An 18092-nucleotide genomic window follows, 5' to 3' on the forward strand; every position below is an offset into this window, starting at 1 on the left:
CGTTTCTATTATTTTTATTGCATAACGATTTAGTAAATAATTTAAAAAAATAATGAATTTCTTGAGTAACTTAATGTATGAAAAAAATAATTTTCTTTAGTCTTTCAATGCTTTTAGCTATTGCACATCCAACTGTTTCAGCTCAGAAAAGAGCCGAAAATCCCTTTATCCGTCATATATTCACCGCCGACCCTTCTGCCCACGTATGGAAAGATAACCGCCTTTATGTCTACCCATCGCATGATATTGAACCGCCAAAGGGATGCGATAAAATGGATAAGTATCATGTTTTTTCGACCAATGATATGGTGAATTGGAAAGACCATGGACAAATTTTAGAAGCAAAACAAGTAAGTTGGGGACGACCCGAAGGTGGTTTTATGTGGGCGCCCGATTGTGCGTATAAAAGCAAGAAATACTACTTTTATTTTCCGCATCCGAGTGGAACCGATTGGAACCAGACATGGAAAATAGGGATTGCAGTGAGCAAAAAACCCGCCAAAGGGTTTAAAGAGGTTGGATATATAAAGGGGCTTGGTGGTTTTGCCATGATAGACCCAAGCGTTTTTATTGACGATAACCAACAAGCCTACATCTATTATGGTGGAGGTAGAAAATGCCAAGGTGGGAAACTGAAAGAGAACATGGTAGAAATAGATGGTGAAATGAAAGATATGGTCGGGCTGAACGATTTTCACGAAGCAGCATGGGTGTTTAAGCGTAAAGGAATTTATTATATGGTTCATTCGGACAGAACAAAAAACCAAAATAAATTACTCTATGCTATTAGTAATAATCCTTTGGGACCGTGGGAGCATAAAGGTATTTTGCTGGAAGGTGTTGGTTCCGATACAAGTCACGGTTCTGTTGTCGAATATAAAGGGAAATGGTATCTGTTTTATCACAACGATGCAATTTCTGGGCGAGGAAATTTGCGAACAATTTGCTTCGACGAAGTTACATTTAACGAAGATGGAACAATAAACGCTGTAGTACAAACCGGAATGAAAAGAATTATGAAATAAGCGCTTGATGAATAATAATAATAAATCAATGTTGTCCGATTAAAATTGTAATGAAACTAAAATCTCGAACAAATATAGTCCCTACGGGGCATTAGAGGGCGAATGACTTGTTTTTTGACTACCAACATTTTGCTCCTAACGGAACATACCTCGTAGAGGTTAAATATTGGTAGCGAGAGGATTACGAATAGTAAATTTGTCCCGTAGGGACTATACTTAAATGACTGATACAAAGTTTAAGAATACAGTTCAATACAGAAATTACAGATACAAATTACAAAAACGGCACATAATTTTTAATAAAAAACCCTCGATTAAACAGAAAAATAACCCTCAAACTAAAGAAAATACAACATAATAATTATAACTTTATACAATGAAAAACGAAATGGATGCGATAGTAAAAACCGCATTAATAGCCGATGCCGTTCCCAATATGCCTTGGGAACCAAAACCAGCCGATTGCAAAGAAGTAGTTTGGCGCCACAGTAAAAATCCAATCATCGATTTGCATCCAATGCCCAAAGCACGAAGTGTATTCAACAGCTGTGTAATCCCGTGGAAAGATCATTTTCTTGGTGTTTTTAGAGTGGATTCGCTTTCAATGGATCCCATGCTGCATTTAGGAACTAGTCCTGACGGTCTCGATTGGAGCATTGAAGAGGAACCCATTACTTTTATTTCACCCGATCCCGCTCTAGGAAAAGTTACAAATGCTTACGACCCTCGACTGTGCAAAATCGATGACAAATATTATATTACTTGGTGTAATTCCTATTACGGAGCCACCATCGGTCAAGCATGGACCACCGATTTCAAAACTTTTCACCAGATGGAAAATGCCTTTTTGCCTTTCAACCGCAACGGTGTTTTATTCCCCAAAAAAATCAATGGGAAATTTGCCATGCTCAGTCGCCCAATGGGTTTGGGAATGGCCGTAAACTATGGCGATATTTTCTTTAGCGAAAGCCCAGATTTGACCTATTGGGGTAAACATCGCATCGTATTTACCCGTGGCCCCGGAAAATGGGAACGCGTAAAAATTGGCCCTGGTCCTATTCCCATCGAAACGACTGAGGGCTGGCTTTTGCTTTACCACGGAGTAACGGACACCTGCGATAGTTTTGTGTATAGTATGGGAGCAGCCCTATTAGACCTTAACGAACCATCAAAAGTGCTGTATCGTTGTCAGTTTCCGCTGATGACTCCCGAAAAAATATACGAAACAGCGGGATACGTGGGGAATGTGGTCTTTCCAACGGGTGTAATAGCCGATGGAGACACAGGTCGATTGGCCGTATATTACGGTGCTGCCGATACCTACACGGCGGTAGTTTATGCCCATATCGATGAAATTATTGCTTACGTCAAAGAACACGCTTGGAAATAATTCCGTTTTTAATGTTTTAATACTCTATAAATGAAAATAACAAAATTTTTTACACCCTTGATAATGGTTTTATTGGTCACCGGATCTTTATCATCAATTGCACAGACTTCAAAACACCCTAATATCGTGATCATAATGGCCGACGATATGGGACATGGCGATCTGAGCATTACGGGAGGCAAAACTCCTACGCCCAATATTGACAACATACTAGACCAAGGAGTTCGTTTTACCAATTTCATGACCAATCCCGTTTGTTCTCCTACGAGGGGCGCTTTACTAACAGGCCAACATCCGTTGCGGATTGGTGCCGGTCCAGAAACCGGGGGTAACTTAGATCCGAAAATTGTAAACTTTGGCAATTATTTTCAAAAAGAAGGGTACAATACAGGCTTGTTTGGGAAATGGCACAATAGCCCTTCGCCTAATGAAGTGCCAGGTTCCAATACCATCAATCAGTACGGTTTTAATCGGTTTGTCGGGTTTTATGCCGGAGCGGTTGATTATTTTTCCAAAGCCTCAACCGGTTGGTTTCACGACGATAAATTGATAGAAAACGAATTGGATTATTCCACCGATTTGATTTCTAAATATGCCATCGAATTTATGGATAAAAGTAAGAATGAAAACAAACCCTTTTTATGTTACGTTCCTTTTAACGCTGTTCACGGTCCGCACGTAGTGAAAGAAGAACTGTTAAAAAGAGTTCCGGCCGATATTTTGAATAAAGTTAAAAATCCGAAAACATTTGAAGAATACCGCAGGACGGTAATCAATATACCCGAATGGAAAAAATACAATGCACAAAAGTATAATGATGATTCCTGGAATGCTAAATTACCCGATATCAGCCCAGAGGAAAAAGCAATGCTCTACTCCGCCGTGATCATTTCGTTGGATGATAATGTGGGACTGATTATGGATTATCTCAAAAAAAATAACCTTTTAGAAAACACCATTGTACTTTTCCTTTCCGACAATGGAGGAACAGAATATGCAGGAAACAATGCTCCTTTCCGAGGTTTTAAACATTCTTTGTACGAAGGTGGCATTCATTCCGCTGCCGGTATGATGATTCCTCAAACGGTGCTAGCCTCGCCGAAAAAAAACATTAGCCAAATGTGTGCTGCTCTTGATGTATTTCCAACCATAGCGGAACTGAGTAAAGCCAAACAAAAATTGCCAGCCAACTTGGATGGAATAAGTATGGTGAATCTAATGAAAGGCAAATCCAGTTCTAAGGCACCACGGTATTTGTATTGGGCTTGGCGCGATCACGATGTATTGCGATCTGACCAATGGAAACTATTTCGCTATGTTGATAAAGTGGAATTATATGATGTACAAAATGACGTAGCCGAATCCAAAGAGGTTTCTAAAGAAAATCCAGAAGTAGTTAAAAAAATGCTGCAGCAAATTGCAATCGAATCGAAGAAATATGGTGTAGCCTCTATTCATCAACCCTTAAACATTAAACCAACCCAAGCAAAACCAGAAGGAAAGGTTTTAGCCATTGACCTTAGTTCGGAAAATGATTTGAAAAAGCAGTCCATCAAAATAATCAAAAAGGAGTTTGCCATTCTTGCCGATTATTACCTCGAATACGATGTGAAAGTGGATGCGCAATCGGATTTGTCATTTTGTTATTTCTCCCCCATCAGAGGAACGAGCGGAATTTTCAATGAAAAAATGGGAGTAGATTTGGATGGCAAACTGTTACAATCACCCACAGCCTTTGACGGAAATTGGAAGCACGTTGCCGTGGGATTAAGCAGTTATTCTCCCTTGAAGTTTGGCGATTTTGCACTCACCTACAAATTCAAAAAAGCGGGCAAAACCACCGTGTATTTAGACAATATCCGAATCAAAAACCTAAAAGGTCAGGTAATCTATGAAATCGCAGCTGATGATGTCGACAAAAAAAGTATTAAAGCTGCCAATGCATCGATGGTGGACCTAAAATAAAAATTCAAACAAAATAGTTATGCAAAAAATAGATGATTTTTCGATGGAGCTCAACTTCACCGAAGCCTACAGAAAAAATAGTGACGAACACATTGCCATACGCGAAGCAAAATGCCAGGCCGCTCAATTCCCAGCGGTGCTTTCAGAAATTCAGGATAACGATCGACTGGCAGGTCGTACCTTTTGGGGTTGGGTAGGATTCAGTCCCCACAATGCTCCCGGCGGTGCTGCTTATGGTTATTTTTGTCACGAACAAAAAATAATCGAAGCACTCGAACGCGGAAACATTCCGATGGAACAACGTGACGGGGTGCACGAAATGCTCCATTTTTGGAAAACCGAAACCTCGAAAGCTAAGGTAGAAGCCGCTTTTACAGACAAAATGCTTCCGGTTCTTTTTCGGGACGAAATTGTTTCGCTTCCCTACAATTTCAAACCACTGATTGCCAATCCGATTTACCGAATGGCAGGTGTTTTTGTCGATTACGAAAAATTATTGCGTTTGGGTATTCCCGGCCTAATTGATGAAATTGCCGAATGTCGCGATAAAGCCAAAGCTGCAAATGGTGATCACGAACTTTTTGAAGGAATGTTGATGGCCCTGGATGTTTTTAACTACTCTTGTCATCATTACGAATTGCAAGCCATCGAAAAAGCAAAAGCTACAACCGACCCAAAACGTGAAAAAGAATTGCTTCAATTGGCCGATGTTCTTAAAAAAAATACTTTAAGAAAACCGGAATCTTTTTATGAAGCTTTGCAATTATCGTGGTTGTACACCCTAATTTGCGGTTCCTTAGAATTAGGACGAGTGGATATTTATTTGGGCGATTTTTATGCCAATGACATCGATAATGGCGTGATCACCGAAGCCGAAGCTTTGTCCTTGATGCATTCCTACTGGAAATTAATCAACGACCTCTTCCGCGATGTGGATGGCCGCGTAATTATTGGTGGGAGAGGCAGACGAAACGAAAAAAATGCAGACCGATTTGCCTTATTGGTTTTAGAAACGATGAGAACCTACGGACGAGCCATTCTTCCGCAAACCACGCTCCGTTTTTATGAAGGAATGAACCCCGAATTAATGGAAAAATCCATCACACTCATTGGCGACGGACATACATTTCCATTATTGTACAATGATGATGTGCTCGTTCCTGGCGTAGCTGCGGCGCACGATGTCCCACTGGAAGATGCGGAGCAGTATATGCCTCTGGGATGTGGAGAAATCACCATCGACCATATGGGATTTGGCACACCAAGCGGTTCTTTGAATGTATTGAAAGCCTTGGATGTCACGCTTCGCAATGGAGTCGATCATATTACGGGCAAACAATTAGGATTGGCAACAGGCGAACTCACAGATTTTAAAACCTTCGACGATTTCTTTGATGCTTTCAAAAAACAATTGGCCTTCTTTATCGAAATTTTGGCCGATCACGAGGATTTAGAATATGTAGAATCGGCAAAACACGCTCCCTACTTGTATTTGAGTATGTTATACGATGATTGCATTGCTCGCGGAAAAGCGATTTTCGATGGTGGAATCCGCTATTTAGGAGGCTCGTTGGAATCATTTGGCAGTGTCAACTCAGCCGATAGTTTGACCGCGATTAAAAAAATGGTCTTCGATGAAAAGTTGATTTCGGCAGAGCAATTGATGGCCGCTTTGAACCATAATTTTGTTGGCTACGAAAGAGAACACAAATTATTGAAGGAAGCCCCTAAATACGGAAACGACGATGATTATGCCGATGCTATTATGATAGAATTGCACGATTTTATGTGCAACACCATTCGCGACCAGCGAGAGCGAACTAACTTAGATTGGTATTTAAATGTATTAATCAACAACAAACAAAACACCATTTTGGGTCGCTGGGTTGGTGCCTCAGCCGACGGGCGAAAAGCAGGGCGCGAAATGGCCAATGCCAACACTCCTTCGGGCGGAAATGACAAAAAGGGCGTAACCGCTTTGATCAATTCATTGGTAAAACCAAGTCACAAAATCCACGCAGGAACGGTTCAGAATATGCGTTTTGGAAGAGATTTCTTCACCACCGACCGACCAAGATTCGAATTTTTATTGGATACTTATTTCAAAAAAGGCGGTGCTCAAGCGATGATTACCGTGATCAACCGTGGGGATTTGGAAAGTGCTTTGGTTGAACCTGAAAAACACCAAGACTTGTTCGTCAGAATTGGTGGTTTCAGCGCACGCTATATCGATTTACCACGTGATGTACAATTGGAAATTTTAAGTCGCGTTACGTATTAATAATCAGTGTAATCACTTTTATAAAACAAAAAAAAACGCCACGAATTGCACGAATAAACACGAATTTTGACATCCTAAAATTTCACAAATTCACTTTAAAAAAGGAAAATTAGTGCAAATTTGTTTTCATTCACTTTGAATTTGTGCTAATTAGTGCAATTCGTGGCTAAAATTTTTTAAAAGTGAATGCCAATGAATAGAAATAAAAATAAATGAGCGAAAGCGAAAAAGCCTTAGTTTTTGACATTCAGCGGTCGGCCTTGCACGATGGTCCGGGTATTCGTACCACGGTCTTTCTGAAAGGCTGCCCCTTGGATTGTCTTTGGTGTCATAACCCGGAAGCGACCTCATCCAAACCGCAATTGTTTTTTCATTTCGATAAATGCAAACAATGTGGCGATTGTGTCACGGTTTGTCCCGAAAATGTGCATCAATTAGCCGAAGGTGTACACTCGATTGACTATGATAAATGCAAACTCTGTGGTAAATGTGTCGATGCCTGCAACAACAATGCCTTGAAAATTATAGGCCAAGAAATGACGGTCGAAGAAGTAATGAAAGAAGTGCGGGCCGATTTCGATTTTTATCAAAATTCAGGCGGTGGAATAACCCTCAGTGGCGGTGAACCTTTACTGCAATTTTCTTTTGCCAAATCACTTTTGAAGCGTTGCAAAGACGAAGGAATCCATACTTGCGTCGAAACTTCGGGCTTTGTCTCGACCTATAAATTTAAAGAAATACTACCCTTAATTGATGTTTTCCTCTTCGATTACAAAATTACGGCTGCCGATGAACACCTCAAATACACTGGCGTTTCCAACAGAGCCATACAGGAAAACCTGAACGCCGCTTATGAATTTGGGACACCAATTATTTTGCGTTGCCCGATTATTCCTGAGGTAAATGATACTGATTTTCATTTCGAAGCCATTGCGAAACTGAGCGAAAAATATCCCAACCTGAAAGGGATAGAAATTTTACCTTATCACGATATGGGCAACAACAAACGGACGAGTATCGGCAGACTGGAAACCTTGGTTCAACTCAAAACCGTATTGCCGGAAATCTCGAATCAGTGGCTGGAGCGGCTCCGCACGATGGGCTGCAACAAAGCAAAAATGGGCTAGTTGTAGAAAAAAATACTAACCGTTTTCGGAATTTCGAAAAAAAACACTAAAATTTTTTCTGTGCTAAAAATCTAAGCTTTAGCCTGTAAATTGGGATACTTAATTTTAAAATTCAAAAATTAAGTATCCCAATTGCTGTTTTAATGAAAAATTAAGTCGATTTTAATAAGACATCACTATTTTTATGTTCACAATAGAAATAAAACCAAAAAATAACCATTTCCAGACTATGAATAAAAAATCAGCTGCCTCTCGGCGCAATTTCCTGAAACAAATTTCACTGCTGACAGCTTCCACCGCTTTGGCTCCGATTGTACTGTCGGAAGTATCGGCTCAACAAATGTATCCGCGTAAAATTCGCACCGCCGAAAAAGTAAATTTGGCTTGTATCGGTATCGGAAACCGAGGAGGTGAAATTATCAATGACCTTTTCAAAACTGGACATTGTACTATCGTAGCCTTATGCGACACCGATATGGGAGCGCCACCAACTCAAAAAATCATTACTAAATTTCCGGGCGTTCCCCAATTCCAAGATTTCCGCGAAATGTTTGAAAAAATGTCCGACAAAATTGATGCGGTGGTCATCGGCACTCCCGATTTTAGCCATTTCCCAGCGACAATGCTGGCGATGTCTCTTGGCAAACACGTTTATGTCGAAAAACCAATGGCACACACCTTCAATGAAGTGGAATTGATGATGCGCGCTGCAAAAAAATATGGAGTTGTCACGCAAATGGGGAATCAAGGGCATTCGGATCCTAATTATTTCCAATTTAAAGCTTGGACCGAGGCCGGCATCATCAAAGATGTAACCGCAATTACCGCCCATATGAACAATCCACGTCGTTGGCACAAATTCGATCCAAAAATAAAAAGTTTGCCCGCCGCAGAGCCAGTTCCCGCTTCATTAGACTGGGATACTTGGTTAGGCACGGAGCAATTTCACGATTACAATAAGGATTACATCAACGGACAATGGAGATGTTGGTACGATTTCGGGATGGGCGCTTTAGGCGACTGGGGAGCACACATCATCGACACGGCGCATCAATTTTTGGAACTCGGATTACCAACAGAAATTAATATGTTGTATGCCAAAGAGCATAATCCTTTCTTTTTCCCTTATTCTTCGACCATCGAATTTAAGTTTCCGGAACGCAAAAATATGCCACCTTGTGTGATTACTTGGTACGACGGTTTAGATAATTTACCAACGGTTCCGGCAGGTTATGGCACAGTCGAATTGGATCCCAACATTCCACCACCAAGTAATGGTACTATTGCACCCTCTAAATTGAACCCCGGAAAAATTATTTATTCGAAAGAACTCACCTTCAAAGGCGGCTCTCACGGCAGTACTTTGAGTATTATTCCCGAAGAAAAAGCCAAAGCTATGGCTTCAAAATTGCCCGAAGTCCCTGCGAGTCCATCGAATCATTTCGAAAACTTTTTACTCGCTTGCAAAGGGCAAGAAAAAACAAGATCCCCTTTTGAAATTGCGGGTCCCTTGAGCCAAGTTTTTTGTTTGGGTGTCATTGCGCAGCAATTGAATGCGAAGTTAAAATTCGATCCTGCGGCTAAGAAATTCGTTAATAATGATTTGGCCAACAAACTATTGGTAGGTACCGCACCGCGAAGAGAATGGAAGAAATATTATAAATTGTAAATCAGGCTGAGACTGACGACTTTCAGCTGAATGTAGCAAAATTTCAATACAGAATGACAAACATAAATCGAAGACAATTTATAAAAAATACCGGGCTACTGAGCGGAGGCGTTTTACTGGCAACGAGTCCCTGGTTAGCCGCCTTTGCGGAGCAAAAAGAGACCATAGGAGAGCGGGCACGAATTGGAGTTATCGGTCCCGGTTCGAGAGGGCAACATTTGATGAGTTTTTTGGTTCAAAATCCCAAAGTCGAAATCGTAGCCCTTTGCGACACCTTTCAACTCTCGATCGACGAAGCCTTGAAAATGGCACCAAAAGCCAAAGTATATGCCGATTATAAAAAACTATTAGAAGATAAAAACATTGATGCCGTAGTGATTACCACCCCATTACACATCCATTATCAGATGGTTTTGGATGCTTTTGATGCCGGTAAACACGTGTTTTGCGAAAAATCCATAGCGTATTCTATGGAGGAAACGCATACCATTTATCAGCAATACAAATCCTCCAACAAAGTCTTTTTTGTGGGACAACAACGCCTTTTCGATCCGAAGTACATTCGGGCTATGGAGTTGGTGCATACGGGTGAAATAGGTGAAATAGGCGGAATCCGTAATTTTTGGCATCGCAATAATGATTGGCGTCGAGAAATACCCGCAAATGCAAGCGATAAACAAATCAATTGGCGTTTGTATAGTGACTGTTCCAAAGGAATAATGACCGAATTGGCCTGTCATCAATTGCAAATTGGAACTTGGGCTATGCGCGAAATTCCAAATAAAGTAATGGGTCACGGTGCGATCACTTTTTGGAAAGAAAAAAGAGAAGTGTACGACAATGCTAGTTGCATATATATGTTTGAAAACGGAGTAAAAATGAATTTCGACTCGGTGCTTTCGAATAAATTTTACGGTTTAGAAGAACAAATTCTAGGTTCTAAGGGCACCATTGAACCCGAAAAATACAAGTATTATTACGAAGAAATCTCGCCTGCTCCCGCTTTTTTACAATTGATAAATGATACCGAAAATGCCCTTTTTGGAAGTTTACCTTTTGCCGGTACCAGCTGGGTTCCTGAAACAGCAAATACTAATGAAGGTCATTATTTAATGGACACAAAAAGTGTTGGAGATGGCACCTCTTTAATGCTGGAGGCGTTTGCAGAATCTGTAATCACAAATAAACAACCTCCGCTGATTGCGGAAGAAGGTTACTATGCCACCCAACTGAGTTTACTCGGTCACGAAGCAATGGTAAAAGAGCAAATGCTACTATTTCCGGACCAGTTCAAAATTGATTATTTAAATCATAAATCGGTATAAAATGCTACAAATAAAAGATATAACTATTACCGCAAAACAAATAAAAGGAGAACTCATCCTTTTTTTGGTTTGTTTTTTGATTGGGTTTGTAATCAACTTTATTGCGATCAGTTGGTATGGCTCTAATTGGTCGGAACTATTCACCTCCTTGCATTATGTGATTGTATTCGGATTATTTCTTTATGCAATTTGGAGCGGCATTCGATTCCTATTGCTATTGTTTAAAAGAATTTTTCAAAAACCGAAAACCAAGACGGTCTAAACCCTTATTCATCCCTAAAATTTATAAAATACAAAACGGTGCAATTCAAACAACAAAATTATTCCGCAACTCATAAAATTTTTTATGCTTGGTTCGAAGCGATGCATACCCGAATAGATATTGCTGTTTCGGCCCCTATTTTGCGCAATGATTTGGTTACAATTGCTTCTGAAATTGAGCAAATAGTTCAGAAATATGAACGTATTGCGAATCGATTTGACCCCAAAAGCGAAATCAGTTTGGTGAATAAAAATGCTTCGGTAAAAGCAGTTCGAATTTCGCCTGAGTTGTACGATTTGCTAGCAGATTGTGAGTTGCATAACACAAACACTTTAGGCTATTTTGATGTTTCTGTTTATTCGACAATTGCAGCCGAAAATGGCTCAAAAAGCTATATTCTGAATACAAATAATCAAACCGTTACCTTTTCGCAGACCGGAGTTTTATTGGATTTGTCCGGTTTTCTGAAAGGCTATGTTTTGAATAAATTGATTTCTATTGTGGAAACCAAAAACATCGAGGATATCTTGATCAATGTTGGAAACAGTTCGATTTATGCCAAGGGGAATCATCCTTTTGGCGAAGGCTGGAAAATAAAAATACCAGATACCCAAAAAGAGTGTGTCCTTAATAATGAATGTTTGACCACTTCAGGAAACACCGATAAAAGCCAATGGAAAATCGTCAATCCGTTGACATCAAAAACGGCCGGGACTAAAAAACCAATTTCAGTGCTTTCGAAATTTCCCGACGAGGGCGAAGTGCTTTCGAAAGTGGCTTATTTAGCTTCAAAATCGGATGCGAAAGCTATTCTTAAAAATTATAATGCCCGCATACTTTAAAAAAATCAACTAATCACTAATTTATAAAATCGAAAATGAAAAAATGCAATTTACTACTGTTTGCCCTGCTACTAAGCACGTTTACACTGTTCTCACAAGCCAAATGGGAAACACTTTTTAATGGAAAAGACCTTAACGGCTGGAAGGTGTTGAATGGGACCGCCGAATATGAAATAAAAGACGATGCCATTGTAGGGAATTCCAAACTGAAAACTCCCAATACTTTTTTGGTTTATGATAAAATGTACAGCGACTTTATTTTGGAATTGGAATTTAAAGTAGACGATGGCTTAAACTCCGGAATCCAGTTTAGAAGTAATAGTTTCAAAGATTTCAAAGACGGTCGAGTACACGGTTACCAATGCGAAATAGATCCTTCGCCACGAGCCTGGAGCGCTGGAATTTATGACGAAGGAAGACGCGGTTGGTTGTATCCAATGGAGAAAAATCCGAAATCTAAAACCGCTTTCAAAGCCAACCAATGGAATAAAGTACGCATCGAAGCCATTGGCAACAGCCTCCGAACTTGGCTGAACGGTATGCCTTGCGCCAATGTATTAGACAATATGACTGCCACAGGATTTATTGCCTTGCAAGTACACCAAATCGAAAAAGACGAACAAGTTGGAAAAACGGTGCAGTGGAGAAAAATACGCATCTGTACTCAAAACCTAGACAAAGTAAAAACGCCTTACAAAAAAGAAATCTACCAAGCCAATTGTATCGACAACACCGTCTCTGACGAAGAAAAGTCTGCAGGTTGGCAACTCCTTTGGGATGGAAAAACCACCAATGGCTGGAGAGGAGCGAAACTAACTACTTTCCCAACAGGAGGTTGGAAAATGGAAAACGGAATTTTGAAAGTCTTAAACTCTAACGGTGGCGAATCGACCAATGGTGGCGATATCGTGAGCGTGCAAAAATATAAAAACTTCGAATTGAGTGTTGATTTCAAAATCACGGACGGTGCCAACAGCGGTATCAAATATTTTGTAGATACCGAACTCAACAAAGGCGAAGGCTCCTCGATAGGTTGTGAGTTCCAAATTCTCGACGATCAGAAACATCCCGATGCCAAATTAGGTGTCAAAGGAAATCGCACTTTGGGTTCGCTTTATGACCTGATTGCAGCTCCTGAAAACAAAATTTTCAGAAAATCGGATTTCAATACCGCTCGAATTGTAGTCCAAGGAAATAAGGTGCAACATTTCCTAAACGACAAACTGGTGGTGGAATACGAACGCAATACCCAAATCTGGCAAGCATTGGTCAATTACAGCAAATACAGCGTTTGGCCTAACTTTGGTAATGCCGAAACGGGTAATATTTTATTGCAAGATCACGGTAATGAAGTCTGGTTCAAAAACATTAAAATAAAGGAGTTGTAAAACGCTAGAAATCATAGAACGCCAGGACACTACTTTGTTTCAACGAGTTATATTTCAAAAAAACTATAGAACACAGTCCAAAATGCCACGCTATTTGTCAGTCCGTAGGAGACGCTACACGCGAGATTAGGGACGCTTTACAGCGTGACAAACAGACTCGTCAGGTTGAATAAAATATAGATATGTTTGGTATTAATCGCGAATGCCCTGCAACACATCAAGACCTATGAGGTTTCAAAAACCTCATAGGTCTGTTTTAAAACTTAATAGGCAATAGACCCAAACACTTTTAAGTACAAATTAAATTTAAGATAAAATCCCCAAACAAATGAAAATACAAGGAATGCGCTGGCTTATACTGAGCTTAATTGTTTTGGTTACCATCATCAACATTTTAGATCGTGGGACTTTAAATTATATGTGGCAGGATGGCAAAGACAAAACCACTGGGCTTGTCATACAACGAGGTATTGCTTCGGAATTGCACATTATCAACGATGGTATGTCGGCAGAGGAACAGCAACAAAAATCAAAAGAAGCATTTGCTTGGATCAACATCACTTTTATGTTGGCATATGGCGTGAGTCAGCTGGTATCGGGAGCGATGTATGACCGTGTGGGCACCCGCAAAGGTTTTACGATTTCTGCTTTAATTTGGGGCGGTGCGATTGCACTGACTTCGATAGTTACAGGAGTAAAACAATTGGCCTTTTTTAGAGTAATGCTTGGTTTGGGCGAAGCGGGTCCTTGGCCGGGAACCACCAAGTCGAACGCGGAATGGTTTCCTATCAAAGAAAGAGCCATAGCGCAAGGATTTTTTGGAGCAGCTTCCTCTTTGGGAAATATTTTGGTTCCCGTAATTATTCCGCTTCTATTTCTTTCTTATGGCTGGCGCGCTACTTTTGTGATTTTAGGAGTGATTTGTTTGCTTTGGATTCCGCTTTGGATGCTGGTGAATAAAGCTTCGATGCAAAATCATCCTTGGGTTACTGAAACTGAAAAAGAATACATTCTAAATGGTCAAACAGAGCAGCCCAGTGCCGAGAGTAAACACATTGGCATCAGTGCTTTAGTTCGAGACAAAAAAAGCTATTCTGTGATCCTAAGTCGTTTTTTCCTAGACCCCATTTGGTGGATGTTTATGACTTGGTTGCCTATTTATTTGCAAGAAGTCTATCAATTGAATCTGCAAGATGTTGCTGCCGTAGCTTGGATTCCGTTTGTGGGTGCTGCCATAGGAAGTCTGACTGGCGGATGGTGGGCAGGAAAATTGATAAGCAAGGGAATGCCGGCCTTGAAAGCCCGAAAAACAACCATTGCGATAGGTGGAGCGTTAATCGTTCCCGGAATGATTGGGGCAGCCTTCGCTCCCACTGGCTTATCCGCTTCAATAATGTTGATGCTGATATTGGGCGGTTTTCAGTTTGCGATGACTAATATTCAAACCTTGCCGAGCGACTTTCATTCCGGAAAAACTGTCGGAACATTGGCAGGATTAGGCGGAGCTGCGGCTGTGCTTGGCATCGTCATTTCCACTTATCTTGTGCCCATCTTAACCCAAAGCGGAAGCTGGATTCCATTCTTTGCTATGGGACTTTTACTCATTCCGCTTTCGATCAGTTCCATTTTCGTATTTAGTCCAAAAAATAAAAATAAAATCACAAATAATGACTACTAATCAGTTAGCCCAACTGGCTCAAACCCCTTTAAAACAAAAAGACAACCGCGTTTGGCGCACCTATTCCGGTGGTGCCTTGATAGATCATTGGAAATTAGTCTCTGAAGAATTCGATGGCAGTTTTCCAGAAGAATGGATTATGTCTGCCATCGCTGCCCGCGGCAAAAATAGACCTGCAAACGAAGGGTTAACTATTTTGAATACGCCATACGGCAAATTGGAATTGAAAGAATTGATTGCTTTGAATAAAGAACTTTTTCTAGGTAAAAAAATTGCTGAAAAATACGGTACAACTGGGGTTCTCATCAAAATGTTGGACTCCAAAGAACGCCTAACCATACAAGTTCATCCCGATAAGCAGTATGCGCAAACGATGCTCAACTCACCTTTTGGCAAAACTGAATCTTGGTATATTTTGGGAGGTCGAGAAATCGACGGAAAAAAAAGCACGATTTATCTCGGTTTTAAAGAAGGTGTAACTCCTGAAATCTGGAGCGAACTTTTCAGAACTCAGAATATTGAGGGTATGCTCGATTGCTTGCATCAATTTGAAATACAGCCGGGCGACGCTTTTATGATTTATGGAGGCGTTCCGCACGCCATCGGTAGTGGCTGCTTTTTATTAGAAGTCCAAGAACCCACGGATTACACAATGCGGGTTGAAAAAATAACTCCGGGCGGACTTACGATTAGCGACGAACTAATTCATCAGGGCGTTGGAGAAAAAAATATGTTAGACTGTTTTCATTATGACGGCTGCTCTTTTGAAGAAGCTTCCACAAGATGGAAAATAACACCGCAAACCCTTGAGTCCTCTGACCATCATTCACTTAAAACCATTTTCAACGAAAGCCATACGGATTGTTTTGGGCTCAACGAACTGGACTTGGATGGTTCATTTGAATTAAAAGGAAATGGAAGTTTTTTTGTCGCGGTAATTTACTTTGGAGAAGGAGAAATTTTTTGCGGCGGCAAAAGCTATTCCTTTTCGCAAGGCGATGAACTATTCTTTTCGGCCGCTATCGAAAAAGTGATTTGGAAGACTTCGAAACCATCCAAAATTTTACTATGTTATCCTCCAAATTAAAATAGAGTTTTCAATTCTTCATTTTCAATTCACCATAAATTTCAGTTCAGAAATACTACCTTTAAAATAATTCTCTGCTTCATATTCACCAATTAATCTCCTGAAATCGGTACCAATGCTTATCGGGTCATCAGGTGGTATAGGCAGAGATTCTCCTATGTTTTCGGAGTCTATTAATTTACCATTAACATAAAGTGACATCTGACCATTTTTGAGTAATTCGGCTTTAAAACTGAAATTTGATGGAATTTTTTCTGGTGTTTTTAATGTCGTCAACACACCGTATTTTCGAACGCTATACCAAAGTTTTCCTTCTTTGAGATAAACCGAAAGTCCGAACACTTCCTCTCCGTGCGCAATGATGACACCATTTTGACAACTACTTTCAACTGTGGCACTCATCACAACCGATTTTGCGGTTACATCTGGAATGTAGAGATGCAATAAATTCAGAAAATTACGATTTCCATTGAAAACCAGCTTTCCATCGGATGTTTTGGTAACCCCATAATTCATCCAAGGAACAATTTTATTGTTGATATTGAGGCTTATTTCAGGCCCATAAGGTTCTGGGAATGCGGTCTCGGGTTTGCGGTCCTTGATGTGACCCGAAGCAGTCAAACTAAGACTGTTGCGCCACTGCACCAAATCGGCATACAATTCCTTTTGTTTGCCGGGCATTTCAGCTGCGAGATCTTTGCTTTCGCCAATATCGGTTGATAAATTATAAAGAGCTGTTTTTTTCGATGTATAATCTTCTACCAATTTAAAACTCCCTTTGCGAATTGCCCCCCCGCTGAAACCTCCCAAAAAGTGCGGTGCTTGAAGCGGATAATGCCAAAATAAAGATTGGTGAACTTCATTTTTGGATTTTGGATTTTTCCATAACGCGAGCATCGACTTTCCATCTTGGACTTGCAATTTTGAAATATCGTAACCTATCATTTCGCAAAAAGTGGAGAAGAAATCCATATTCGTAACCATTTGATTTACATCCGAGCTGATTTTGATTCCCTCTTTCCACCAAACGATAAGTGGAACTCTAATTCCCCCTTCGTAGACCGAACTTTTACCTGCTCGGAGTGGCGCATTAGATGTCACATTGGTCTCGCCTCCGTTATCTGACATAAAAATCACAATTGTATTGTCGAGCTGGTTGGTCTCTTGGAGCTTTTTCATAATCATCTCGACTCCATCATCGACAGATTTTAATTGTGCCGCCAAGTGCACATTATTTCGATTTGAAATCGGTGACAAACCTGCACCGGTTTTCTTCGAAAAATAATCAACATATTCAGGTTTTCCATTTAGATTGGTATGTACAGCATAATGACTCAAATACAGAAAAAATGGTTTTCCGGTTTTTTGAGGGTTGTTTCTGTCAATAAACTCCACTGCTTCTAAATTTTGCCTATCGGTAAGATGTTCGATTGGAAATATTTTCTGTTTCACTTCCTGATTAAAATGGTACGGAAAAAAATAACTCCCCCCAGAAATCCCCCTATTTTCATTCAAAATAACTTCGTTAAAACCGTGTTTTTCTGGTCCTGATTCTTTAGCTCCATTTTTGGCATAGCCAGAAAGATGCCATTTCCCAATCATACCCGTTTGGTATCCTTTTGTTTTAAAAACTTCGGCTAGTGTCACTAGATCTTCGGATAAATGCTGGTCACCGTGCGGACGCAAATAATCGGTTATTCCTATTCGGGCGGGATGCTGACCGGTCATTAAACTCGCCCTTGATGGTGAACAAACGGGCGCTGATTCATAAGCATTGGTAAAACGCAAACCACCACTTGCCATTTTATCAATGCTGGGCGTTTCATTGAATTTATTTCCATAACAATTAAGCTCCGAATAGCCCAGATCGTCTACCAAAATGAATATTACATTGGGATTCTTGGGAGGGTCAATCGTTACAAATCCTGTGAAAAAAAAACTCAATTGGAGCGCCATTAAAGTGGATATAATTCTACTAATACTTCTATTCATTTGAAAAAAAATCTATTACAATGTGGATTATTCAATATTATTTGGTGTTTGAGTTGCTGAA

13 protein-coding genes are annotated in these 18092 nt (G+C 40.3%); 12 read left to right on the forward strand and 1 reads right to left on the reverse strand.

Going from position 1 to position 18092, the window contains the following annotated elements:
- Positions 1 to 77 precede the first annotated feature (77 nt).
- The 12 genes from E1750_RS03215 (at position 78) to E1750_RS03270 (ending at position 16039) form a co-directional block, all read left to right on the forward strand.
- The gene (locus tag E1750_RS03215; RefSeq protein ID WP_133275382.1) at positions 78 to 1025 is read left to right on the forward strand and encodes a family 43 glycosylhydrolase; all 948 of its coding nucleotides are present in this window, start codon (positions 78 to 80) and stop codon (positions 1023 to 1025) included.
- A gap of 376 nt (positions 1026 to 1401) precedes the next feature.
- Positions 1402 to 2415, forward strand: a complete 1014-nt coding sequence (locus tag E1750_RS03220) for a glycoside hydrolase family 130 protein (RefSeq protein ID WP_133275383.1) — start codon at positions 1402 to 1404, stop codon at positions 2413 to 2415.
- A 30-nt stretch (positions 2416 to 2445) separates the two neighbouring features.
- Positions 2446 to 4380 (forward strand): sulfatase family protein, encoded by a 1935-nt coding sequence (locus E1750_RS03225; protein WP_133275384.1) that lies wholly within the window; start codon positions 2446 to 2448, stop codon positions 4378 to 4380.
- A 19-nt stretch (positions 4381 to 4399) separates the two neighbouring features.
- Positions 4400 to 6661 (forward strand): pyruvate formate lyase family protein, encoded by a 2262-nt coding sequence (locus E1750_RS03230; protein WP_133275385.1) that lies wholly within the window; start codon positions 4400 to 4402, stop codon positions 6659 to 6661.
- A gap of 212 nt (positions 6662 to 6873) precedes the next feature.
- Positions 6874 to 7788: a glycyl-radical enzyme activating protein gene (locus tag E1750_RS03235; protein ID WP_133275386.1), complete on the forward strand. Its 915-nt coding sequence runs from the start codon at positions 6874 to 6876 to the stop codon at positions 7786 to 7788.
- Positions 7789 to 8017: 229 nt separating this feature from the next.
- On the forward strand, positions 8018 to 9457 hold the full coding sequence (locus E1750_RS03240; protein WP_133275387.1) for a Gfo/Idh/MocA family oxidoreductase: 1440 nt from the start codon (positions 8018 to 8020) through the stop codon (positions 9455 to 9457).
- Between the two features lie 53 nt (positions 9458 to 9510).
- Positions 9511 to 10782 (forward strand): Gfo/Idh/MocA family protein, encoded by a 1272-nt coding sequence (locus tag E1750_RS03245; RefSeq protein ID WP_133275388.1) that lies wholly within the window; start codon positions 9511 to 9513, stop codon positions 10780 to 10782.
- 1 nt (position 10783) lies between these two features.
- Positions 10784 to 11044, forward strand: coding sequence for a hypothetical protein (locus E1750_RS03250; RefSeq protein WP_176582351.1), 261 nt, complete (start codon positions 10784 to 10786; stop codon positions 11042 to 11044).
- 38 nt (positions 11045 to 11082) lie between these two features.
- Positions 11083 to 11886: an FAD:protein FMN transferase gene (locus E1750_RS03255; RefSeq protein WP_133275389.1), complete on the forward strand. Its 804-nt coding sequence runs from the start codon at positions 11083 to 11085 to the stop codon at positions 11884 to 11886.
- Between the two features lie 35 nt (positions 11887 to 11921).
- Positions 11922 to 13274 (forward strand): 3-keto-disaccharide hydrolase, encoded by a 1353-nt coding sequence (locus E1750_RS03260; RefSeq protein WP_133275390.1) that lies wholly within the window; start codon positions 11922 to 11924, stop codon positions 13272 to 13274.
- A gap of 328 nt (positions 13275 to 13602) precedes the next feature.
- Positions 13603 to 14952 carry an MFS transporter gene (locus E1750_RS03265; protein WP_133275391.1) on the forward strand — a complete coding sequence of 450 codons (1350 nt, stop codon included), beginning with the start codon at positions 13603 to 13605 and terminating at the stop codon, positions 14950 to 14952.
- A complete protein-coding gene (locus tag E1750_RS03270; protein ID WP_133275392.1) occupies positions 14942 to 16039 on the forward strand; it encodes a type I phosphomannose isomerase catalytic subunit in 1098 nt (365 codons plus the stop codon). Before E1750_RS03265 ends, E1750_RS03270 begins: the two co-directional genes overlap by 11 nt.
- Positions 16040 to 16063: 24 nt before the next feature.
- Here E1750_RS03270 and E1750_RS03275 read toward each other — a convergent pair whose 3' ends face one another.
- On the reverse strand, positions 16064 to 18031 hold the full coding sequence (locus E1750_RS03275) for a sulfatase-like hydrolase/transferase (protein WP_133275393.1): 1968 nt from the start codon (positions 18029 to 18031) through the stop codon (positions 16064 to 16066).
- Positions 18032 to 18092: the final 61 nt, after the last annotated feature.

It is taken from the genome of Flavobacterium nackdongense, from assembly GCF_004355225.1.
In the GTDB taxonomy this organism is placed as follows: domain Bacteria; phylum Bacteroidota; class Bacteroidia; order Flavobacteriales; family Flavobacteriaceae; genus Flavobacterium; species Flavobacterium nackdongense.